This is a genomic window from Bradyrhizobium sp. USDA 241 (assembly GCF_049739505.1).
Lineage (GTDB): Bacteria > Pseudomonadota > Alphaproteobacteria > Rhizobiales > Xanthobacteraceae > Bradyrhizobium > Bradyrhizobium liaoningense.
This window is the reverse complement of the sequence record NZ_JBMGPZ010000004.1, coordinates 879944-900686: the sequence shown is the minus strand read 5'-3', so window position 1 is coordinate 900686 and position 20743 is coordinate 879944. Positions and strand designations below refer to the sequence as shown.

The 20743-nt window shown below is 65.4% G+C and carries 18 protein-coding genes and 1 pseudogene; 12 read left to right on the top strand and 7 right to left on the bottom strand.

Annotated elements, in window-relative coordinates:
- Positions 1-48 precede the first annotated feature (48 nt).
- The 7 genes from ABIF91_RS14025 (at position 49) to ABIF91_RS13995 (ending at position 7770) form a co-directional block, all read left to right on the top strand.
- A complete protein-coding gene (locus ABIF91_RS14025) occupies positions 49-1269 on the top strand; it encodes a substrate-binding domain-containing protein (protein WP_155251801.1) in 1221 nt (406 codons plus the stop codon).
- 166 nt (positions 1270-1435) lie between these two features.
- On the top strand, positions 1436-2950 hold the full coding sequence (locus ABIF91_RS14020; RefSeq protein ID WP_028177466.1) for an amidase: 1515 nt from the start codon (positions 1436-1438) through the stop codon (positions 2948-2950).
- A gap of 138 nt (positions 2951-3088) precedes the next feature.
- Positions 3089-3937 (top strand): branched-chain amino acid ABC transporter permease, encoded by an 849-nt coding sequence (locus ABIF91_RS14015; protein ID WP_424579205.1) that lies wholly within the window; start codon positions 3089-3091, stop codon positions 3935-3937.
- A gap of 4 nt (positions 3938-3941) precedes the next feature.
- Positions 3942-5159, top strand: coding sequence for a substrate-binding protein (locus ABIF91_RS14010; protein ID WP_028177468.1), 1218 nt, complete (start codon positions 3942-3944; stop codon positions 5157-5159).
- A gap of 128 nt (positions 5160-5287) precedes the next feature.
- Positions 5288-6361, top strand: a complete 1074-nt coding sequence (locus ABIF91_RS14005) for a branched-chain amino acid ABC transporter permease (protein WP_424579204.1) — start codon at positions 5288-5290, stop codon at positions 6359-6361.
- Positions 6348-7082 carry an ABC transporter ATP-binding protein gene (locus ABIF91_RS14000; protein WP_028177470.1) on the top strand — a complete coding sequence of 245 codons (735 nt, stop codon included), beginning with the start codon at positions 6348-6350 and terminating at the stop codon, positions 7080-7082. Before ABIF91_RS14005 ends, ABIF91_RS14000 begins: the two co-directional genes overlap by 14 nt.
- Positions 7075-7770: an ABC transporter ATP-binding protein gene (locus ABIF91_RS13995; RefSeq protein WP_028177471.1), complete on the top strand. Its 696-nt coding sequence runs from the start codon at positions 7075-7077 to the stop codon at positions 7768-7770. Before ABIF91_RS14000 ends, ABIF91_RS13995 begins: the two co-directional genes overlap by 8 nt.
- A 115-nt stretch (positions 7771-7885) precedes the next feature.
- On the opposite strand, the gene ABIF91_RS13990 is transcribed toward ABIF91_RS13995, so the two are convergent.
- From ABIF91_RS13990 to ABIF91_RS13975, 4 genes are all read right to left on the bottom strand, one after another.
- A complete protein-coding gene (locus ABIF91_RS13990; RefSeq protein WP_245285424.1) occupies positions 7886-9421 on the bottom strand; it encodes a L,D-transpeptidase family protein in 1536 nt (511 codons plus the stop codon).
- Positions 9422-9922: 501 nt separating this feature from the next.
- Positions 9923-10885 (bottom strand): acetyl-CoA carboxylase carboxyltransferase subunit alpha, encoded by a 963-nt coding sequence (locus tag ABIF91_RS13985; protein ID WP_028177473.1) that lies wholly within the window; start codon positions 10883-10885, stop codon positions 9923-9925.
- A gap of 323 nt (positions 10886-11208) precedes the next feature.
- Complete coding sequence (gene xerD, locus ABIF91_RS13980) at positions 11209-12168, bottom strand: site-specific tyrosine recombinase XerD (protein WP_028177474.1); 960 nt, start codon at positions 12166-12168, stop codon at positions 11209-11211.
- Positions 12169-12185: 17 nt separating this feature from the next.
- A complete protein-coding gene (locus tag ABIF91_RS13975; RefSeq protein WP_424579203.1) occupies positions 12186-12332 on the bottom strand; it encodes a histidine kinase in 147 nt (48 codons plus the stop codon).
- Positions 12333-12488: 156 nt separating this feature from the next.
- On the opposite strand from ABIF91_RS13975, the gene ABIF91_RS13970 reads away from it, so the two are divergent.
- From ABIF91_RS13970 to ABIF91_RS13960, 3 genes and pseudogenes are all read left to right on the top strand, one after another.
- Positions 12489-13115: a shikimate kinase gene (locus tag ABIF91_RS13970; RefSeq protein ID WP_035669502.1), complete on the top strand. Its 627-nt coding sequence runs from the start codon at positions 12489-12491 to the stop codon at positions 13113-13115.
- Positions 13112-14255: pseudogene (gene aroB / locus ABIF91_RS13965) on the top strand (3-dehydroquinate synthase). The gene ABIF91_RS13970 and the pseudogene aroB overlap by 4 nt, the downstream one beginning before the upstream one ends.
- A 67-nt stretch (positions 14256-14322) precedes the next feature.
- Positions 14323-15675, top strand: coding sequence for a hemolysin family protein (locus ABIF91_RS13960; RefSeq protein ID WP_028177477.1), 1353 nt, complete (start codon positions 14323-14325; stop codon positions 15673-15675).
- A gap of 187 nt (positions 15676-15862) precedes the next feature.
- On the opposite strand, the gene ABIF91_RS13955 is transcribed toward ABIF91_RS13960, so the two are convergent.
- Positions 15863-16132 carry a BolA family protein gene (locus ABIF91_RS13955; protein WP_028177478.1) on the bottom strand — a complete coding sequence of 90 codons (270 nt, stop codon included), beginning with the start codon at positions 16130-16132 and terminating at the stop codon, positions 15863-15865.
- 104 nt (positions 16133-16236) lie between these two features.
- On the opposite strand from ABIF91_RS13955, the gene ABIF91_RS13950 reads away from it, so the two are divergent.
- Positions 16237-16872 (top strand): J domain-containing protein, encoded by a 636-nt coding sequence (locus ABIF91_RS13950; protein WP_028177479.1) that lies wholly within the window; start codon positions 16237-16239, stop codon positions 16870-16872.
- Positions 16873-17326: 454 nt separating this feature from the next.
- Here ABIF91_RS13950 and ABIF91_RS13945 read toward each other — a convergent pair whose 3' ends face one another.
- A complete protein-coding gene (locus ABIF91_RS13945; protein ID WP_424579367.1) occupies positions 17327-18421 on the bottom strand; it encodes a citrate synthase/methylcitrate synthase in 1095 nt (364 codons plus the stop codon).
- A gap of 73 nt (positions 18422-18494) precedes the next feature.
- On the opposite strand from ABIF91_RS13945, the gene ABIF91_RS13940 reads away from it, so the two are divergent.
- Positions 18495-19727, top strand: coding sequence for a citrate/2-methylcitrate synthase (locus ABIF91_RS13940; RefSeq protein WP_028177481.1), 1233 nt, complete (start codon positions 18495-18497; stop codon positions 19725-19727).
- A 13-nt stretch (positions 19728-19740) separates the two neighbouring features.
- Here the strand turns inward: ABIF91_RS13940 and ABIF91_RS13935 are convergent, their stop codons facing one another.
- The gene (locus ABIF91_RS13935; RefSeq protein WP_028177482.1) at positions 19741-20670 is read right to left on the bottom strand and encodes a LysR family transcriptional regulator; all 930 of its coding nucleotides are present in this window, start codon (positions 20668-20670) and stop codon (positions 19741-19743) included.
- Between the last annotated feature and the right edge of the window lie 73 nt (positions 20671-20743).

The following is a 20743-nucleotide window of genomic DNA, read 5'->3' as shown; positions in this document are numbered from 1 at the left end:
ATAGGATCATTGCCTAACAAAAGGGCGGAAGCCGCAGCCGCCCGAAGAATGTGCTTTCAGGTCTGGTCCCGGACAGGAGTTGGCGTGCGCGCGACGGTGAACCTCCCGGCTCATGGCGGCCCGGCGTTGCCGCCGTCCCTGCTGTTCAGGAATTTGTCGTCATCGGCGGCGGATTTCGACCTGTCCCCGGTCGATGCGCATTTCATGAAGCGGCGCGGCGCGCGCAACAAGCTGCGCATCGGCAATTTCCTTACCTTCACCGGCTCGCCCGGAATCTGGGGCCCGAGTTCCACCAATAGCGCGATGCTGGCGGTCGCCGAGATCAACAAGCGCGGCGGGATTCTGGGTCGCGAGCTGGAGCTGTCGATCTACGATTCCGGCGGCCCGATCGACGAGGTGGTTCGCCGCGCCGAGCAGGCGATCGCCTTCGACGAGGTCGACCTGATCATGGGCTCGCATATCAGCGCCGTCCGCGTCGCGCTGCGCGAGGTCACCGGCAACCGCATCCCCTATATTTACACCCCGGTCTATGAAGGCGGCGAGCGCACGCCGGGGGTCATGGCGATCGGCGAGACGCCGCGCTGGCAGAGCCGGCCCTCGATCCATTGGCTCGCGGAGGTCAAGAAGGCGGCGCGCTGGTACCTGATCGGCAGCGACTACGTCTGGCCCTGGCAGTCGCATCGCGCGGTGAAGCGCTACATCAAGGAAGCGGGCGGCCAGGTCGTCGGCGAGGAGTTCGTTCCGGTCGGCGAGGACAATCACGAGCCGCATCTGGCGCGCATCCGCGCCGCCAGGCCCGACGTGGTGCTGATCTCCCTGATCGGCACCGACAGCATCACCTTCAACCGCGCCTTCGCCGAAGCGGGCCTTGCCACCTCGACGCTGCGGCTCGGGGGCGCGATGGACGAGACCGTCCTGCTCGGCATCGGCGCCGACAACACCGAGAATCTGTTCTGCGCTTCCGGCTATTTCAATTGCATGGCTTCACGCGCCAACGACGAGTTCCTCAGCGGATACGAAGCGATGTTCGGCGCCAATGCGCCGCCGGTCGGCTCCGTCGGCCAGTCGAATTATGAAGGGTTGCGCTTCCTGGAGTCCGTGGCCAACCGCGCCGGCTCGCTGGCGTTTCGTCCGCTGCTGAAGGCCGCGCGCAACACCGTCTATTCGGCCGGCCGCGGTCCCGTGACTGTTCGCGACGGCCGCGCCGAGATGCCGATGTACTTCGCTGAAGCCGACGGTCTCGACTTCAGGATCATCAAGACGTTCTGAGTGCGGCCGCCGATACGTCGCAGCCGTCTAGCGAAATAATACTTGAAAAGGAAAATATTTCCGTCTGTAGTATCGCCGCGAAGCCAGATTGGCCCGCGCCGTGCAGGCGCCGGCGGAAGGCTTCCGTTCAACGCCAGGAATCAAGAAGCCTTCAAGGAGAGCGCCCGTGACAGTTGTCCTTCCCACGCCCGACCAACTTCGCAGCGTCGCCGAGCAGTGCGGCCTTTCGCTGACCGACGACGACGTCACCTCGTTCCGCGGCCTGATGCAGGGCTCGATCGAGGCCTACAATCTCGTTGCCGCGATGCCGGACGAGGTGCCGGAGGTGAAGTACCCGCGCACGCCCGGCTACCGTCCCTCGCCGGAAGAGAACCCGCGCAATGCCTGGTATCGCAAATCGACCGTGAAAGGTGCGGCCAGCGGCAAGTTGAAGGGCAAGACCATTGCCCTGAAGGACAACATCATGCTGGCTGGCGTTCCCATGACCAACGGGTCGTCGACGCTGGAGGGCTATGTGCCCGATTTCGACGCCACCATCGTCACGCGCATGCTGGATGCCGGCGCCGAGATCAAGGGCAAGGTGCATTGCGAGCACTTCTGCCTGTCCGGCGGCAGCCACACCGGCTCCTACGGGCCGGTGCATAATCCGCACAAGATGGGTTACTCGGCCGGCGGCTCGTCGTCGGGCTCGGGCGTCGTGGTCGCGCTCGGCGAGGTCGACATGGCGATCGGGGGCGATCAGGGCGGCTCGATCCGCATGCCGTCCTCGTTCTGCGGCATCTACGGGATGAAGCCGACCTGGGGCCTCGTGCCCTACACCGGGATCATGCCGATCGAGATCTATGTCGACCATACCGGCCCGATGACCGCGACGGTCGCCGACAACGCGCTGCTGCTCGAAGTGCTCGCCGGCGACGACGGCTACGATCCTCGCATCAAGGCTCCGAAGGTCGAGGAATACACCAAGGCGCTCGGCCAGGGCGTCAAGGGCATGAAGATCGGCATCGTCAAGGAAGGTTTCGAGCAGCCGGGGGCGGAGGCTGCGGTGAATGAAAGCGTGCGCGAGGCGGCAAAGCGTTTCAAGGATCTCGGCGCCACCGTCGAGACCGTCTCGATCCCGATGCACCTCCTGGGCGGCGCGATCTGGACCCCGATCGGCACCGAAGGCCTGACCCAGACCATGATGTTCGGCGACGGCTACGGCCTCAGCCGCGGCGACCTCTATTCGACCTCGCTGATGGATTTCCACCGTGGCTGGCGCCGGCAGGCCGATTCACTGTCGGAGACCACGAAGCTGTTCATGATGCTCGGCACCTACATCAACAACAATTTCGGTCCGCGCTTCTACGGCAAGGCGCTCAACATCTCGCGCCGGCTGACCGCGGCCTACGACAAGGCGTTCAGGGATTACGATCTCCTTTTGATGCCGACCACGCCGATGAAGGCGACCAAGCTGCCGGAGCCCAATGCCAGCCGCGAGGAGTATGTCGCCCGCGCGCTCGAGATGATCTCCAACACCGCGCCGTTCGACATCACGCATCATCCCGCGATGTCGCTGCCTTGCGGCATGGTCGATGGCCTGCCCGCCGGCCTGATGCTGGTCGGCCGCATGTTCGAGGAGACGACCATCTACCGCGCCGCCCATGCCTTCGAGCAGATCGGCGATTGGAAGAAGATGTGAACGAGGTGTTGATGCAGGTGGGCAGAACACCAGGGCGTTTTCGCGCGAACTGGACCCCGGTTCGCGTCAGGAAAACGCGTCGAAACTGCATTCTAGAGGCCCGTTCCGATTCCATCGGAACGGGAAAGGCTCCGGCGCATGGCTAATGCGTTCGTCGCGACGTTCGAGATCCTGAGCTTCGGGGCGATCATCGTTCTGATCGTGCTGGGGCTCGGGATCATCGCCAGCATGATGGGCATCTTCAACTTCGCGCAGGGCGAGTTCGTCCTGCTCGGCGCCTACATCACCTATCTCGCCTATGCCAGGGGCCTGCCGATCTGGGCCGGCATGGTCGCGGCACCCTTCGTCGTCGGCGCGCTCGGCTTCGTGCTGGAAGCGCTGATCATCCGCCGCTTCTACGCCGCGCCCATCGTCGCCATGCTCGGCACCTATGCGCTCGGCCTGATCATCCGCGAATCCGTGCGCGGGCTGATCGGCGGCTTCTATCTCACCGTGCCGGAGCCGATCGGCGGCTCGATCGACATCGGCGCCATGCACATCTCGGCCTGGCGCTTTACCATCATCGTCATCACGCTGCTGGTGATGGGCGGCTGTTACCTGCTGCTCTCGCGCACCAGCTTCGGCCTGCGCATGCGCGCCACGCTGGAGAACCCGTCGCTGGCGCGCGCCTCCGGCATCTCCACGCCCTTGATGTACGGCGCCACCTTCGCGTTCGGCTCCGCGCTCGCCGGCGCGCTGATCGTGCCGGTGTTCAGCCTCTACGCCGATCTCGGGCTGCGCTTCCTGATCCAGGGCTTTGTCGCGGTCATGGTCGGCGGCGTCGGCTCCTTCATCGGTCCGGTCGCCGGCGCCGGCGTCATCGGCACCCTCAGCGCCGCTCTGCCCTGGGTGATGGCGCCCGTCGTCGCCGATGTCCTCGTCTTCGTGCTCGCCATTGTCTTCATCAAATTCCGCCCGCAGGGCCTCATCGCTGGAAAAGGGGTTTAATCACATGCTCGATCGTATTCAGCTCACGCGACGTCGTTTCCTCTCCAATTTCGCATTTGCGTCCGGCGCGGTCGCAACCGGTGTCGGCAGCTGGGTGATCCCGGCGCCCTGGGCCAATGCGGCCGAGGGCCCGATCAAGGTCGGCATCGCCACCGACCTCACCGGCCCCATCGCCTATGCCGGCAACGCCGACGCCAACGTCGCGAAAATGGTGATCAAGGAGATCAACGCGGCCGGCGGCCTGCTCGGCCGTCCGCTCGAGCTCTATATCGAGGACACCGCGTCCAACGAATCCGTGGCCGTCGGCAACGTGCGAAAGCTGATCCAGCGCGACAAGGTCGACATGGTGCTCGGCGGCATCACCTCGTCGATGCGCAATGCGATCAAGGATCCGATCGTCGCCCGCGGCAAGACGCTCTACATCTATCCGCAGCTCTACGAAGGCAAGGAGTGCACGCCCTACCTGTTCTGCACCGGCCCGACGCCGGCGCAGCAGTGCGACGAGTTCATCCCCTGGCTGATCAAGAACGGCGGCAAGAAGTTCGCGCTGCCCAGCGCCAACTACGTCTGGCCGCACACGCTCAACGTCTACGCCCGCAAGGTGATCGAAGCCAACGGCGGCGAGGTCGTGTTCGAGGAATACTACCCGCTCGACCAGGTCGACTTCTCCTCGACCGTCAACCGCATCATCTCCAACAAGGTCGACGTCGTCTTCAACACCGTCATCCCGCCGGGCGTCGGTCCGTTCTTCAAGCAGCTCTATGAAGCGGGCTTCCTCAAGAACGGCGGACGGCTCGCCTGCGTCTACTATGACGAGAACACGCTCAACATCAACCAGGCCGCGGAGATCGAGGGCCTCGCGAGCTGCCTCGACTATTTCAAGGTGCTGACCAAGGAAAACCCGTTCGACGCCAAGATCCAGGCCGCGTACGAGAAGGATTTCCCCGGCAACTTCCTGTTCGCCGCCGGCAGCGCCGCCACCGGTACCTATCGCGGCCTGAAGCTGTGGGAGGCTGCGGTCAAGGAAGCGGGCAAGATCGATCGCGAGTCGGTCGCCGCCGCGCTCGACCACGCCAAGATCGCGGAAGGTCCGGGCGGGCCGGCCGAGATGGTGCCGGGCAAGCGGCACTGCAAGATGAAGATGTACACCGCGGTCGCCAAGGGTGGGAACTACGAGATCGTCGCCCGCAGCAACGGCCTCGTCGATCCCAAGGAATGCTGACGACACATGCCGGGTCATCGTCAGTTGACTTGCATCCGTACCAGCCGAGAGGCTCTCCCTTCACCTCTCCCCGTTGGGGAGAGGTGAACCACGACCAGGCGGATTGATCCCACGATGTCGAATTCGAAATGCTGAAGTCCATGGGTGCGGCTAAGCAGGCTGTCCACGTCAACGTTGGCAGCGACGCGGACCTTCCGGTGGCCAAGAGCGCGGCGTCGGGACGAAATATCCTGCCGATCGTGGAGGGCGTCGTGCTGGTCGCGGCGCTGCTCGCGCCGCTGGTGCTGCAGGACTATCTCACGGTGTTCGCGACGCGGGTGATCATCCTGGCGCTGTTCGCGCTGTCGTTCGACCTGGTCTGGGGCTATGCCGGCATCATGAGCTTCGGCCAGGCCCTGTTCTTCGGTTCGGCCGGCTACGGCGTCGCGCTGCTCGCGCGCGACCTCGACATCACCAACATCCTCCTGGTGCTGCCGGCGGGGACCATCATCGGACTCGCCTCGGCGCTCCTGCTCGGCGGCTTCCTGCTGCTCGGACGGCATCCCTCGAGCGTGATCTTCGTGTCGCTGGGTACGCTCACCGGCTCCTATGCTGCCGACCGCCTGGCGCGCGGCTGGTATTATCTCGGCGGCCAGAACGGCATTCCCTCGATCGCGCCGATGTCGCTCGGCGGCTACGAGTTCACGGAAGGTCCGGCCTTCTACTATCTCGTGCTCGGCATTCTCGTCGTCGTCTACCTGCTCTGCCGCTTCCTGGTGCGCTCGCAGTTCGGCCTCGCGCTCGCCGGCCTGCGCGAGAACGAGCAGCGCATCGCCTTCTTCGGCTACAAGGCGCAGAAGGCCATCATCTTCACCATCGGCGGCGCCATTTCCGGCCTTGCCGGCAGCCTCTACGCCTTCCACGAGGGCTTCGTCTGGCCCAACATGGTCGGCGTCGTGGTCTCGACCCAGGTCGTGCTCTACGTGCTGTTCGGCGGCTCCGGCACGCTGATCGGCGCCGTCATCGGCACCGTCATCGTCGAGGGCGTCAGCTTCTGGCTGTCGGACAATTATCGTGACGTCTGGCCGATCATCCTGGGCCTCTTGCTGCTGCTCGTGATCCTGTTCCGGCCGCTCGGCCTGATCAGCTTCGTGCTCGGCGAGCGCGAGCGGGTCGGCAGCTTCGGTGCGAAGCCAAAGGAGAAGCGCAATGCCGCTCCTTGAGGCCGCCGGCATCAAGAAGGTCTTCGGCAAGCTCACGGCGCTCGATGGCGCGGCGCTCACCGTCGGCGAGAACGAATTTCACGGCCTGATCGGTCCGAACGGCTCCGGCAAGAGCACGCTGATGAAGTGCATCGCCGGCGCCGAGGTGCCGACGCAGGGCAAGGTCTCCTTCGTCAACACCGATATCACCGCCTTCACGCCGACCGAGCGGGCGCGGGCCGGCATGAGCCTGAAATTCCAGATCACCAGCGTGCTGCCGACGCTGACGCTCTACGACAACATCCTGCTCGCGCTGCAGGCGCAGTGCTCGCTGCTCGACCTCGTGTTCTCGCGCACGCGCGGGCTCCTGCACGACCAGGTCATGACCATGCTGACCCAGTTCCGCCTCGCCGACCGCGCCTTCGATGCGGCGGCGGCGCTGTCGCACGGCCAGCAGCAATGGCTGGAGATCGCGATGGCGCTCGCCGGCAAGCCGAAGCTGCTGCTGCTGGACGAGCCCACCGGCGGCATGAGCCTGGAGGAGCGCCGCGTCACCGGCGAATTGCTGCAGCCGATCAAGCAGCATTGCTCCCTCGTCATCGTCGAGCACGACCTCGATTTCATCCGCGACATCTGCGATCGCCTCACCGTGCTCGACCAGGGCAAGGTGCTGGCATCGGGCACGGTGTCCGAGATCCAGGCCAACAAGGCCGTCCAGGAGATCTATCTGCGCCGTGCCTGAATTTTTGGACATCAAGCATCTCGACGCCGGCTACGGCCGCAGCCAGGTCCTGTTCGACGTCAGCCTCGGTATTCCCTGGCGCGGCGGCGTCGCCGTGCTCGGCCGCAACGGCGCCGGCAAGACCACGCTGATGAAGACCATCGTCGGCGAGCTGCCGGCATGGAAGGGCGAGATCGGCTTCGACGGCCGCGACATCAGCCGCCGCGCCACCCAGGAGCGCGTCCGCGCCGGCATCGGCTACGTCCCGCAGGAGCATTCGGTGTTCGCGCGCCTGTCGGTGCGCGACAATCTCGCGGTCGGCTCGCTCGCGAGCAAGAAGGCCGACGCAGTGGATCACGTGCTGACCATCTTCCCCAAGCTTGGCCAACGCCTCGACCAGCCCGCCGGCACGCTCTCCGGCGGCGAGCGCAAGATGCTCGCCATCGGCCGCGCCATGCTGGGCGATCCGAAACTGCTGCTGCTGGACGAGCCGACCGAAGGCGTCTGGATCGGCGTGATCGAGGAGATCACCGAGCGCCTGATCGATCTCGCCAAGGAGATCGCCGTCATCATCGTCGAGCAGCACCTCGACCTGGCGCTGCGCGTCGCCGACTACGCCTACGTCCTCGACCGCGGCAGGGTCGCGCTGCAGGGCGAGGCGGGCGAGGTCAGGGACAATCCGGAGCTGATGCGGTATCTGGCGCCGTAGGATCGCGCTGCGCGCCTGCGGATGAGGCGCGACATTGTCACCCGCTCTCAACCGTCGTTCCCGCCTTCGCGGGGAATGACGGCATCAGGCTGGGATAGCGCGGAGAACGTCGCCCCTACTTCACCGCCCCAAAGCGGCTGTCGAACGAGTTCGACTGCACCACCGGCGCGGCGCCCATGATATGCGTCGCTTCACCCGCGCCGTCCGAGACCGACGGCTTCAGCGCCGGGCGCGTCGCGGCAAGGCGGGTGTCCGGCTTTGCCGGCTCGGCGGGCTTGGCGGCGGCAACAGCCGGCTTCGGCGCGTCCTTTGCGGCATCCTTGGACTTGTCATGCCCCGGCACGAAGCGGGTCACTGCGGCCTTGAGCCTCGACGCTGCCGTGGGCGGCGTCACGGAGGTCTGGGCCGGCGCCACGGACGCCGTGGCTTGCGGCGGAGGCGTGGTCGCCGTGGTGTCGGCGGTGCCGAGGCCCATCTTGCGGCCAAGGTTCGAGAAGAAGCCGCCGCCCGAGGATTTCTCCTGGGATTTCTCTTGAGCTTTCTCCGTCGGCGCAACTGCGGCGACGCGCGTGGTTGCGGGCGCGCTGACGGCTGCGACCGGCTCTTCCTGCGGTGCCGGCGCGGATGCCACCGCGTCGAGATTCGGCTTGGGCGGATTGACGTGGCCGGGGATCGTGCCCGGCGCCTTCGCCATCGCCAGCATCTGCAGCGTGGTGCCTTCGGCGCCCTCGGAGAGGCCGGTCGAGCCCTCCGGAATCTTGGCGGCGAACACCTTGTTCATGCCGCCGTCGATGCCGGTGTTCATGCGCGCCACCGGCGTGCCCTTGGCGACGAGCCTGGCGTATTCCGTTTCGTCCTTGGCCTGCTTCCCGCGCACGGCCTCGGCGATCTCCTCTGGGATCACATAGGCCGGGCACTTCGCCGAGGCGTCGAACACCAGGTCGCGCTTGGCATCCGCCGGCTTCGCGGCGTCGAACACGTATTTCTTCTCGCAGAAATCGACCTTCGGCTCCTGCCGCGTCACCTCGAAATGATCGTAGCCTTCCTTGATCATCTTCCAGAACGGCATGTTCGGATTATTCCGGTGCCTCGCCATGTTCACCGGCGTCATCTTGAACGGGTAGGCCTGCAGCTGGAACGCCTTCTGGCCGCCGAAGAAGGATTCGCGCCCCAACGAATAGATCTCCGCGATCTGCTCGTCCGTCATCGCGTAGCAACCGCGCGATGAGCAATCGCCATGCACCATCAGCTGCGAGCCGGTGCGCCCCAAAGCCTTGTCGAACGCGTTCGGATAGCCCGTGTTGAAGGACAGGTAATAGGCCGACTGCGGATTCATCTGGCTCGGGTTGATCGAGTAGAATCCCTCCGGCGCCTGGCGGTCGCCTTCGCGCACCTTGGGGCCGAGGTCGCCGGACCAGCGGCAGATCGGATAGGTCTTGAGCAGCGCGAACTTGCCCGAGCGGGTCTGCTTCCAGATCTCGAGCTCGGCTTCCTGCTTGAACAGGCGGACCAGGATCGGCGATTGCAGATCCATGTCCTTCTCGGCCATCGCAGCGATCAGCTTCGGCGGCACCGGCTGGTTGGCCTTGGCGTTGGTCGCGAGCGAGACCTGGTCGGTGTTGCAGCCGGTCAGCAGAACGCCGGCCGTCATCAGCGCAACGGAAGCCAAGAGCGCGCGAGCAAGCGAACGAGAAATCAAGATGGACCCCACACCGTGCCGGGCAGCGAGCGCGAACCCCAATTCTTCTGGAGCATGATCCGACCGGCGAACCGGACCCGTCATGACGGGCTTTTTCAGCTCACGCCCCAGCGCTTGTGCCCTGAAGCCATTGATTAAAATTCTAACCTCTGGGTCATGTGGTCGCAACCCGAGCGGGGATCACGAGGGCGTTGGCCCAAAGCTGTGGTCAACAGAGACTTAAACTGGGCCGGAACTTGGACCACGCGGCCACCGCCACTGAGATCGCCGATTTGGGCAAAAAAAGGGTTAATGCGGGGTTACCGTCTCGCTCTTCACCTCCCCCGCTTGCGGTGGAGGCCGGGAGGGCTCGCGCCGCATTGGGAATGTCGCGAGAGGAGACACCCTCTCCCCAACCCTCCCCCGCAGGCAAGGGAGGGAGCGCACCGCCGTCGCGGCGCTAAAACGGGCGAATCAGCCCAGTTTACGGCCGATATCGAGGAATTTCTGCCGCCGCTGCTTGCGGATGGCCTCGCCGTCGAGGTCCCGGAGCTCGTCGAAGGCCTTGGCGATGGCTTCGCCCGTGGTGGCGATCATGGCCGCGGGGTCGCGATGGGCGCCGCCGACCGGCTCCTTCAGGATCTGGTCGATCACGCCGAAGCGGAGCATGTCCTGGGCAGTGATCTTCATGTTGTTGGCGGCTTCCTGCGCCTTGGTGCCGTCGCGCCAGAGGATTGAGGACGCCGCCTCCGGCGAGATCACGCTGTAGATCGCGTGCTCCAGCATCAGCACCTTGTTGGCGGTGGTGATGGCGATGGCGCCGCCCGACATGCCCTCGCCGGTGATGATGGCGACGTTCGGCACGGTCAGCGCCAGGCAGGCGTCGGTCGAGCGCGCGATCGCCTCGGCCTGGCCGCGCTCCTCGGCGCCGATGCCGGGATAGGCGCCGGCGGAATCGGCGAGCGACAGCACCGGCAGGCCGAACCGCTCGGCCATCTCCATCAGCCGCACGCATTTGCGATAGCCTTCCGGCCGCGCCATGCCGAAATTGTGCCGGATCCGGCTCTCGGTTGAATCGCCCTTCTCCTGGCCCATCACGCAGATCGGCTCGCCGCGGAAGCGGCCGAAGCCGGCGACCAGCGCCTCGTCCTCGCCGAACTTGCGGTCGCCGGCGAGCGGGGTGAATTCGGTGATCAGGCCCTTGATGAAGTCGTTGAAATGCGGCCGCTGCGGATGCCGCGCGACCAGCGTCTTCTGCCACGGCGTCAGGTTCTGGTAGAGGTCGGCCAGCGCCTGCGCCGCCTTGTCCTCGATCCGCCCGATCTCGTCGCTGATGTCGGTGCCGGACGCCGCGAGCGCCCGCAATTCATCGACCTTGGAGTCGAGCTCGGCGACGGGCTTTTCGAAGTCGAGATAGCTGCGCATCTGGTCTTGCATCAACTCAATATAGGGGGGCGGGGCCTTGGAGCGAAGCGAGGTTAGCGTTGCGGAAAGAAGTTTAGCGTCTTCAATGGTTTGGCTTGTGCGCTCGTGTGGCGCCAGCCAAATCAATCGGTGAGGCCCCGGCTCTTTCTGCGGAGATGCGGCCGAAGTCAAGGCGGTTTCGTTTCCCCCGCTGTCGTCCCTGCGAACGCAGGGACCCATAACCACAGGGAGACGTTTGGCGAAGACTGGCAGTGAAGCGGTCTTCCCAAGATACTAACACGACCCGTCACGGATAGATCACGCGGTATGGGTCCCTGCGTTCGCAGGGACGACAGTCACTTCTCCGCCAGCGGGTGCAGGTCGCGCACCAGGCTCTTCAGCCGCTCCTCGACCACATGGGTGTAGATCTGCGTCGTGGAGATGTCGGTGTGGCCGAGCAGCGTCTGCACGATGCGCAGATCGGCGCCGTTGTGCAGGAGGTGGCTGGCAAAGGCGTGGCGCAGCACATGCGGGGAGACCAGCCGGGCCTGCAGGCCGGAGGCGACCGCGAGCTCTTTCAAATCACGGGCGAAATGCTGCCGCGTCAGATGTCCGCTCTCGCCAAAGGAGGGGAACAGCCATTTCGAGGCGGCGAGGCTGTCTTTCTTCTTCTCGGTCTTTGCCGCCTCCGTCGCGGCGAGGTAATCCGCCATCGCCTGCCGCGAGGCCTCGTTGAGCGGCACCAGGCGCTCCTTGTTGCCCTTGCCGCGCACCACGATCATGCGCGCATCGCGCTTGGCCGCCGAGCGCGGCAGCGCCACCAGCTCGGAGACGCGCAGGCCCGTGGCATAGAGCACCTCGAGCAGGCAATAGAGCCTGAGAGCGCGCAGCCGTTTGGAGGGCGAGGCATCTTCCGCCTCACTCAACTCCTTGGCGCGGCGGAGCATGCGGTCGACATCCGCGATCGACAGCACCTTCGGCAGGCCGCGGCCGCGCTTGGGACCGGACAGGATCGCCGCGGGATCGTCGCCGCGGATGCGCTCATTGAGGAGGAAGCGGTAGAGATGCCGCATCGCCGACAGGCGGCGGGCGACGCTGGTGGATTTGAAGCCGCGGATCTCGAGATCGGCGAGATAGTCGCGCAGCGTCTGCGTTTCCGCGTCCACGAAATTGTGGCCGACGCGGCCCAGAAATTCCGAGAAGTCGGTCAGGTCGCGGCGATAGGCGTCGAGCGTATTGGGCCCCGCGCCCTGTTCCGCCGCGAGCATGTCGAGGAACAGGCCGATGAGCTTGGCGTCTGAGGGCTTGGTGGGCATGCCTCGGAGGCTAGCGCCTATTTCTTGAGAAATTTATCCGGCGGGATCGTCACCGTCATTTCCCGCGGCTTGGGATTGACGAAGTTCGCCAGCGCGAAGACCACGCCATAGACGATGCCGGCGATCACGGCGACACCCGTCAGGAAGCGGAATAGGCTCGGCATCGGTCTGGGGTCTCGGGGTAGGGTCGTGGCAAATTAACCAATGAAATCATCCAACATGTTCGCCGTTTCGTGGCAAGAGTCCTCTGGCGAGGGCCCCCATGGGATCGTATAGGTGGCCAAAGCATGCCGCCCCCGGCGGCAGTTCGAGCGAGGTCCATGTCCGACGCCGCGGTGCCAGCACAAGCGACCCCTGAGGCCGACATCCTGTCGGCGCTCGGCGCGCGCTCGATCGTGCTGGTCGGCATGATGGGGGTGGGCAAGTCCACCATCGGCCGGCGGTTGGCGGCGCGGCTTGGCCTGCGATTTCTCGATGCCGATGTCGAAATCGAGGTGGCCCACGCCGGCATGAGCATCCCGGAAATCTTTGCGACCCATGGCGAGCCGTATTTCCGCGATGGCGAGGCCCGCGTGATCGCGCGCCTGCTCGAGGGAGGTCCCGTGGTGCTGGCGACCGGCGGAGGCGCTTTCATGCGCGAGGAGACACGCGCGCGCATCGCGGCGAAGGCCATCTCGATCTGGCTGAAGGCGGACCATGACGTCATCATGCGCCGCGTGCGCCGTCGTGCCGACCGTCCGCTGCTTCAGACCGCCGATCCCGAAGGAACCGTGACGCGCCTTCTCGCCCAGCGCGAGCCGGTCTATGCCAATGCCGACCTCACCATCGCCTCGCGCGACGTGCCGCACGACCGGATCGTCGAGGAATGCATCGAGGCGCTGCACGCCCATCTCTGCGGCGGGCAGGCCGCCCAACCACCTGCCGACGTTGCGAGTGCCGTACGATGACTGCGCCGTTGAAACATTCCGATCCAGTCAAGGTCGACGTCGCGCTCGGCGACCGCGCCTATGACATCGTCATCGGCGCGCGGCGTGCTGTCTTCGCTGGGAGAACGGGTCGCAGCCTTGCGGCCCGGCGTACGGACGGCTGTTGTCACCGATCGCACCGTTGCAAAGTACTGGCTCGAGCCCACTGAGGCGTCGCTCGCAGCAAGCGGCATTCCGACCTCGCGCATCGTCGTCGAGGAAGGCGAGATCTCCAAGACCTATGCCGGCCTCGAAAAAGTCAGCGAAGCCCTGATCGCCGCGAAGATCGAGCGCAACGATCTCGTCATCGCACTCGGTGGCGGCGTTGTCGGCGATCTCGCCGGTTTTGCCGCGGCGATCCTGCGCCGCGGCGTCGATTTCGTGCAGGTGCCGACCTCGCTTCTCGCGCAGGTCGATTCATCCGTCGGCGGCAAGACCGGCATCAACTCGCCGCAGGGCAAGAATCTGCTCGGCGCCTTCCACCAGCCGGTGCTGGTCATCGCCGACACCGCCGTGCTCGACACGCTGTCGCCGCGCCAGTTCCGCGCCGGCTATGCCGAGGTCGCCAAATACGGCGTGCTCGGCGACGAGGCCTTCTTCACCTGGCTGGAGAAGAACCATTCCGACATCTTCAAGGGCGGCTCGGCCCGCGAGCACGCGATCGCGACCTCGTGCCGCGCCAAGGCCGGCGTCGTCTCGCGCGACGAGCGCGAGACCGGCGAGCGCGCGCTGCTCAATCTCGGCCACACCTTCGGTCATGCGCTGGAAGCGGCGACCGGCTTCTCCGACCGTCTGTTCCACGGCGAGGGCGTCGCGATCGGCATGACGCTCGCGGCGCAGTTCTCGGCCAGGCTCGGCATGATCGGCGAGCTGGACGCGGCGCGGATCGAACGGCACCTGATCGAAGCCGGCCTGCCGACGCGCCTGCAGGACATCGCCGGTTTCGCGCAGGAAGGACTTGCCGATGCCGATGCGCTGATGGCGCTGATGGCCCAGGACAAGAAGGTCAAGCGCGGCAAGCTCACTTTCATCCTGCTGGAGGCCGTGGGACGCGCGGTGATCGCCAAGGACGTCGAGCCGACGCTGGTGCGCGATTTCCTGCAGTCGAAACTGTCGCAGTGATGGCGGGACCGTTCAGGCCGGCCGCCCGCGAAACGGCGGGGACTGCCGAGGCGGTCGCGAGGCAAACATGAGTTCGATCTCGATCAATCTTCTGCTGGCGGTCCTCTTGCTCGCCGCCAACGCGTTTTACGTGGCTGCGGAATTTGCGCTCGTGAAGAGCCGCGGCTTTCGTGTCAAGGCCATGGTCGAGCAGAATCGCTTCGGCGCCCGCCTGCTGCAGACGATGATGGGAAACATCGAATCCTATCTCGCCTGCTGCCAGCTCGGCATCACCATGGCTTCCCTCGGTCTTGGTTGGATCGGTGAGCCGACCGTGTCGGCGCTGCTGAGTCCGGTCCTCCAGCCGCTCGGTTTGTCGGAGGCCACGCTGCACTTCGTCTCGTTCGTGGCGGGTTTCCTGGTCTTCTCCTCGCTGCATATCATCATCGGCGAGCAGGTGCCGAAAACGCTTGCGATCAGGGAGCCGATGCCGGTGTCGCAGTGGATCGCCTATCCGCTGCATGTCTCCTACCTGCTGTTCTATCCGCTGAGCTGGTGTCTCAACGCGGCTTCGAGCGCGATCCTGCGCCTGATCGGGGTCCAGGAGTTTTCGCAGCACGAGATCCTGACGGATTCCGAGATCGAGGGCCTGGTCGAGGAATCGGCCGTGCACGGCAAGATCGAGAGCGGCGAGGCCGAATACATCCACAATGTCTTCCGACTTGGCGAGCTGACCGTGTCCGACGTGATGGTTCATCGCACCGCCATGGTGATGATCAATGCCGACCTGCCGCCGGAGGAGCTGGTGCGTGAGGTGCTGGCCACCGAGTACACCCGCATTCCACTGTGGCGCGACAAGTCGGAGAACATCATCGGCATCCTACACGCCAAGGATCTGTTGCGGGCCATCCGCGCGTCGGAGGGCGATACCTCGCGTATCGACGTCACGAGCATCATGCTGCCGCCCTGGTTCGTGCCGGAAATGCGGCCGATATCCCAACAGCTCAAGGCGTTCCGCCGTCGCAAGACCCATTTCGCGCTCGTCGTCGACGAGTATGGCGAGGTCGAAGGCCTCGTGACGCTGGAAGACATTTTGGAGGAGATCGTCGGCGATATCTCCGACGAGCATGACGTGGTGGTCACCGGCGTACGCCGTCAGCCCGACGGCTCCGTCGTGGTCGACGGCTCCGTGCCGATCCGCGATCTCAACCGCGCGCTGGACTGGCACCTGCCCGATGAAGAGGCAACGACGGTCGCCGGCCTCGTCATTCACGAAGCGCGCTCGATCCCCGACCGCGGCCAGAGTTTTACCTTCCACGGCTTCCGTTTCCGCGTCCTCCGCCGCGAGCGCAACCGCATCACCGCGCTCCGTATTTCACCGGTGGCACGCGAGGGTGAGCTGGAGGAGACCAAGCCGAGACGGGCCGGAACGTCGTTCTAATCTCGCTTTGCGGTCTCCTCGGGATGAGGCTTCGCCAAAGCGGTGTCCTTTGAAACTGCTGCTGGACGCTCCGCCCTCATCCTGAGGGCCCGCCGGAGGCGGGCGTCTCGAAGGATGGCCGCAGGCGAGTTTCCCGCCGCGTTTCCTCATCTGCGATAGCCCTGCCCTCCAGGGGAGGGTGAGCAAATCACTCTTCCCCAGGCGCCTGCGCCTGGATCGCGAGCGCGTGCACGCCGCCGGAGAGTTCCGCGGCGAGCGCCGAATTTATCATGCGATGGCGGTCGACCGGGCTCTTCCCTTTGAAGGCGGCAGACACGATATAGACCCGAAAGTGCGTCTCGCCGCCGGGCTGATGGCCGGCGTGGCCTTCATGCAAATGTGACTCGTCGACGACCCGCAGGCTTTCCGGCGTGAAAGCTTCCTGCAACTTGTTGCTGATAGTGTCTTTCATGACCATGAGTGCCATTAAGGGACGCGATCGCGGCCCGTCAACTCCCGGGCCTCACGCTAATTGCAATGTCAAGACTTGAAGGTTTTTGCATTGCGTAGTCAAAGTCAGCCATGCCGATCGATTCATCAAAGTTCTTCGACTCCATCCGCGTCAAGCCGCGCGGCAAGCAGGCGGAAGCGAAGCCGCGCGATACCGTGGTCGCCTGCGAATGGACCGGCTGCCAGAACAAGGGCAGTCACCGCGCGCCCAAGGGCCGCGAGAACCAGCGCGAATACTGGCACTTCTGCCTGGACCACGTGCGCGAGTACAACCAGAACTACAATTTCTTCTCCGGCATGAACGCCGACGCCGTCGCGCGCTACCAGAAGGATGCGCTGACCGGTCACCGTCCGACCTGGAAGATGGGCGCCAATGGCGGCGTCAAGAAGGGCTCAGAAGCCGAGATCGACGGCGCGTTCGATCCGTTCAGCATGTTTCAGGAGCTCAATGGCCGCACGGGCTGGCGGAAGGGGCCGGAGGCGCCGCCCAAGGCCGAAACGCGCAAGGTGATGAACGCCGAGCGCAAGGCGCTCCAGGTCATGGGCCTCGGCCCCGGTGCGACGCTCGCCGACGTGAAGACGAAGTACAAGGCGCTGGTGAAGCAGCACCACCCCGATGCCAATGGCGGCGACCGCTCCACCGAAGATCGCCTGATCGAGATCATCAAGGCGTATAATTATCTGAAGACGGTCGTGCGGGAGGCGTAAGGCCACCGCGCCTGTATTGAATGCCGTCCGCCCGGAAGCGGACGGCACCATCAACGTCACCTCACCCGACAGACACGGACGCGCTTGACGACGCGGCGTCCATGATAGCCGCGCGTGACCACGGTGCGTACGGTGCAGACCCTTCGCGGAACGTAATGATAGCGTGCGTTCACGACGTCCCCCGACACTGAAGCATTTGGGATGGGATGCGCCGGCAGCGCATGGGCTGGCACCGCGAGTGACGACAGAGCGAACAGCGTTCCGGCAGCGAGGGCGTAGGAGAGCTTCTTCATTACCATTCCTTTTCGTGACTGCCCCTGAAGACCTTCGTAGGGGCGAGCAGGAATGCGCGGCCAGCGTTTTTGTTCCGGCTGGCCGCTGAGTCCTTCCGTCGCGTGCTCGAAAAGGGCTCGAGAAAAATCAGCTCTGACGAGCCCGGATATCCTGCTTGCGTCTAATCTGCAGGCATCGCCCCCACGTAGGACGAACTCGGCCGGATCAACCGTCCCGTCCGCTGCTGCTCGCGCGCGTGTGCAGTCCATCCCGCGGCGCGTGCCACCGCGAAGATCGGTGTGAAGGCCTGCCTTGGAATCGCAAGCGCGTCGAGCAGGATCGCAGTGAAGAACTCCACATTCGTCTCCAGCGGCCGCTCCGGATTCTTCTTGCGCAGCGCCGCGCGGATATAGGCTTCGACTTCGCCGGCGAAGGGCAGGTCGGCGCCGTTGGAAGCCAGCGCCTCGATCGCGGTCCTCAAGACGTCGGCGCGCGGGTCGCGCACGCGATAGACGCGGTGACCGAAGCCCATCATCCGCTCGCCGCGCGCCAGCGCCGCGTCGACCCACGGCTTGATCCGTTCACGCGAGCCGATCGCATCCAGCATTTCCAGCACCGGCTCCGGTGCGCCGCCATGCAGGGGACCGGTGAGCGCGCAATAGCCCGCGGTCACGGCGGCGAACAGATCGGCTTGCGTCGAGGCCACCACACGCGTCGTGAAGGTCGAGGCATTCATGCCGTGGTCGCAAACGGTGACGAGATATGCATCGAGCGCGGTCACCTCGCGCGTTGCAGGCGCGCGCCCGTGCAGCATGCGCAGCGTGTCGGCAGCGTGGCTCACGCCGGGATCGGGCGCGACCGGCTCCAGTCCCTTGGCGCGGCGGACCAGTGCGCCTGCGATCACCGGGAATGCGCCGACGATGGTCGCTTCATGTTCGAGCCCGTGCTCGGCGCGAAGCGCGGCGACAGCTGCGCGAACCCCGTCGACGATGCCCATGCCGCGCGTCGCCGGCAGCAGGTCGGGCAGCCGCGCGAAGGCGCGCTCGCGCGCAGCGCCCAGGCTCGCCCGCACATTGGCTTCGCTCAGGCTGGTCTTGCTCGCGCCGTTCCAGAGGCGGGCGGTGACGCCCTCGAAGCTCGATTTGGCGGCCAGGGTGCCGACATGCTCGCCGGCGATGATCAACTCGCCACGCTCGCCATCGACATGGCTCAGCACGGTTTCAGCCGCGGGGACGCCGTCCAGCCCGATCTGGTTCTTGGTCAGGTGAATATTCATGGCCTGTCTCCTTTCACGGCAGACAAGGTCGGGCCTCTCGACAGATTGATCAATCTTGATTACGTAAATCAATATGAAAAATTCCGATGGGCTGTACCTCTCTGCCAGGGAGGCCGCCGCCGAGCTCGCGGTCTCCCCGGCCACTCTCTACGCCTATGTCAGCCGCGGCCTGATCCGCTCCGAGCCGACGCCGGATTCGCGCAAGAACCGCTACCGCGCGGAGGATGTCCGGGCACTGAAGGAGCGCCGCGTACCGTCGCCGGAGCCGCGCGGGCTGCGCAGCTTCGATGCCGACCTGCCGGTGATGGACACGGAGATCTCGACCATCACCGAGGAGGGCGCGATCTATCGCGGCGTCAATTGCGTCGATCTTTCCGAAAGCGACACGCTGGAGCACACGGCGACGCTGCTCTGGGATGTCTCCGGCGTCGATCCGTTCGATCCGGACAATCAGCCGGAGATATCCGAGGAGATGCGCACGATCGCAGCGGCCGCGCGCCGGGCAGCGCCGATCGACCGGGCCATCGCCGTGCTGGCGCTGGCCGCCAGTGCCGATCCCCGCGCCTTCACCCGTGCGCCCGATGGCCGCGCCATGGTCGGCGCGCGCATCGTCCGTCTGCTGGTCGCGACCATGCTCAACGCCGAGCCGTCGGCCGAGCCGCTGCATCGGCAGATCGCCAACGCCTGGGCGCCCGATAACAAGCATGCGCCCGACCTGATCCGCCGCGCGCTGGTTCTGCTCGCCGATCACGAACTGAACGCTTCGACCTTCACCGCGCGTTGCGCTGCCTCGACCGGTCTCAACCTCTACGATTCCGTCATCGCCGGCCTCGCCGCGTTGAAAGGGCCGAAGCATGGCGGAGCCGGCGTGCTGGCCTCGCAGCTCGTGAAAGCGCTGGTCGACCGCGACGTCGAGCCGATGGTGCGCGAGCGCGTCGCGCTCGGCGAGCGTTTTGCCGGCTTCGGCCATGGCGTCTACAAGCGCGGCGATCCCCGCGCGCAATCGCTGCTGAACGCATTGTCGCGCGCCGGCGCGCCGCGCAAATTCACCCGTGAGGTGCCGGAGCGCATCGCGGAAGCAACCGGCGAATTCGTCAACATCGACTATGCGCTCGCAGTCCTCGTGCACGCGCTGCGCCTGCCAGCGGGCAGCGAGCTCGCTCTGTTCGCCATGGCGCGCAGCGTCGGCTGGATCGCGCACGCCAGCGAGCAATTGCAGTTCGGCAAGTTGATCCGTCCGCGGGCGCGGTATGTCGGGCCGGCGCCGGGGCGAAGGGCCGGGGCTGCCGGAATTCGGGACACATAGTCCGCCGACCTTGTCAGCTCAGACTTCCGGCGAAGCGTTCGGCGAGCCGGTTCTTCCTGAATGCGTCCGCTACCCAGTCCACGAAGGCTCTCGTCTTCGCGGGCACGAGCTTGCGCGATGCATGATAGATCGAGATCGCACCGGCGTCGCAATACCAGCGCGGTACCAGGCGCAGCAGGGTGCCATCTTCGAGCGCTGGAAGGATGTCGGCTGTCGCGAGCATGGCCACTCCCAGGCCCAGCAGCGCTGCCTCGCGCATTGCTGCGGGATCGTTGACCACGATGGACTCCGACAGCGACGCCTGAACTTCCCGTCCCGAAACATCGCGCATCGACCAGTGCCGGATGCGGCCGGTTTGCAGCGAGCGCATCACGATGCCATTGAGCCTGGCCAGCTCATCAGGCCTGGTCGGAGGCACGCGCCCGGACATGTAGGCTGGTGACGCCACGGCGACGATATGGGCGGGCGCAAGTGTTCGGCTCACGAGTCCCGGCGACAGCTCGAACCCGCCACCAATAGCCGCGTCGTAGCCTTCGCCGATCAGATCGACCTGGCGGTTTTCGAAGTGCCACTTAGGGCGGACCCGCGGATATCGGGCGAGGAAGCCGGGAAGTAGCGGCAGGATATGAGCCGTGCCGAATGTCGGCGGCAGGCTGAGCTTGAGAAGGCCTGCCGGCTCGTCGCTGCCGGTCGATATCCCGGCAATGGCTGCCTGAAGGCCCTCGAGATTGTCGGAGATCGCCACGCGAAACGTCTCGCCCGCCTCAGTCAGCGTCAATTTCCGAGTCGAACTATGAAACAGCCGGACGCCGAGATTGCGCTCGAGCATGGCGACGTTTCGGCTGACGGCGGCCGCAGTCAACGAGAGACGCCGACTGGCCTCCGAAAAGTTGCCGGACTCGGCGCTGCGGAGGAAGGACTCAAGGTTCGCCAGCGTTTCCATCCATCCATTCTCAAGCAATCGTTGAAAATCATACGAGCAATAGCCTCCTAATCAAGGGGCAATGTTTGGGCCA

Bases quoted from the DNA above. Each gene is read 5' to 3' on its own strand.
- ABIF91_RS14025 (WP_155251801.1), top strand. From the start codon at position 49: ATGTGCTTTCAGGTCTGGTCCCGGACAGGAGTTGGCGTGCGCGCGACG.
- ABIF91_RS14015 (WP_424579205.1), top strand. From the start codon at position 3,089: ATGGCTAATGCGTTCGTCGCGACGTTCGAGATCCTGAGCTTCGGGGCG.
- ABIF91_RS14010 (WP_028177468.1), top strand. From the start codon at position 3,942: ATGCTCGATCGTATTCAGCTCACGCGACGTCGTTTCCTCTCCAATTTC.
- ABIF91_RS14005 (WP_424579204.1), top strand. From the start codon at position 5,288: ATGCTGAAGTCCATGGGTGCGGCTAAGCAGGCTGTCCACGTCAACGTT.
- ABIF91_RS14000 (WP_028177470.1), top strand. From the start codon at position 6,348: ATGCCGCTCCTTGAGGCCGCCGGCATCAAGAAGGTCTTCGGCAAGCTC.
- ABIF91_RS13990 (WP_245285424.1), bottom strand. From the start codon at position 9,421: ATGACGGCCGGCGTTCTGCTGACCGGCTGCAACACCGACCAGGTCTCG.
- ABIF91_RS13985 (WP_028177473.1), bottom strand. From the start codon at position 10,885: ATGCAAGACCAGATGCGCAGCTATCTCGACTTCGAAAAGCCCGTCGCC.
- xerD (WP_028177474.1), bottom strand. From the start codon at position 12,168: ATGCCCACCAAGCCCTCAGACGCCAAGCTCATCGGCCTGTTCCTCGAC.
- ABIF91_RS13975 (WP_424579203.1), bottom strand. From the start codon at position 12,332: ATGCCGAGCCTATTCCGCTTCCTGACGGGTGTCGCCGTGATCGCCGGC.
- ABIF91_RS13970 (WP_035669502.1), top strand. From the start codon at position 12,489: ATGTCCGACGCCGCGGTGCCAGCACAAGCGACCCCTGAGGCCGACATC.
- ABIF91_RS13960 (WP_028177477.1), top strand. From the start codon at position 14,323: ATGAGTTCGATCTCGATCAATCTTCTGCTGGCGGTCCTCTTGCTCGCC.
- ABIF91_RS13955 (WP_028177478.1), bottom strand. From the start codon at position 16,132: ATGGTCATGAAAGACACTATCAGCAACAAGTTGCAGGAAGCTTTCACG.
- ABIF91_RS13950 (WP_028177479.1), top strand. From the start codon at position 16,237: ATGCCGATCGATTCATCAAAGTTCTTCGACTCCATCCGCGTCAAGCCG.
- ABIF91_RS13945 (WP_424579367.1), bottom strand. From the start codon at position 18,421: ATGAATATTCACCTGACCAAGAACCAGATCGGGCTGGACGGCGTCCCC.
- ABIF91_RS13940 (WP_028177481.1), top strand. From the start codon at position 18,495: ATGAAAAATTCCGATGGGCTGTACCTCTCTGCCAGGGAGGCCGCCGCC.
- ABIF91_RS13935 (WP_028177482.1), bottom strand. From the start codon at position 20,670: ATGGAAACGCTGGCGAACCTTGAGTCCTTCCTCCGCAGCGCCGAGTCC.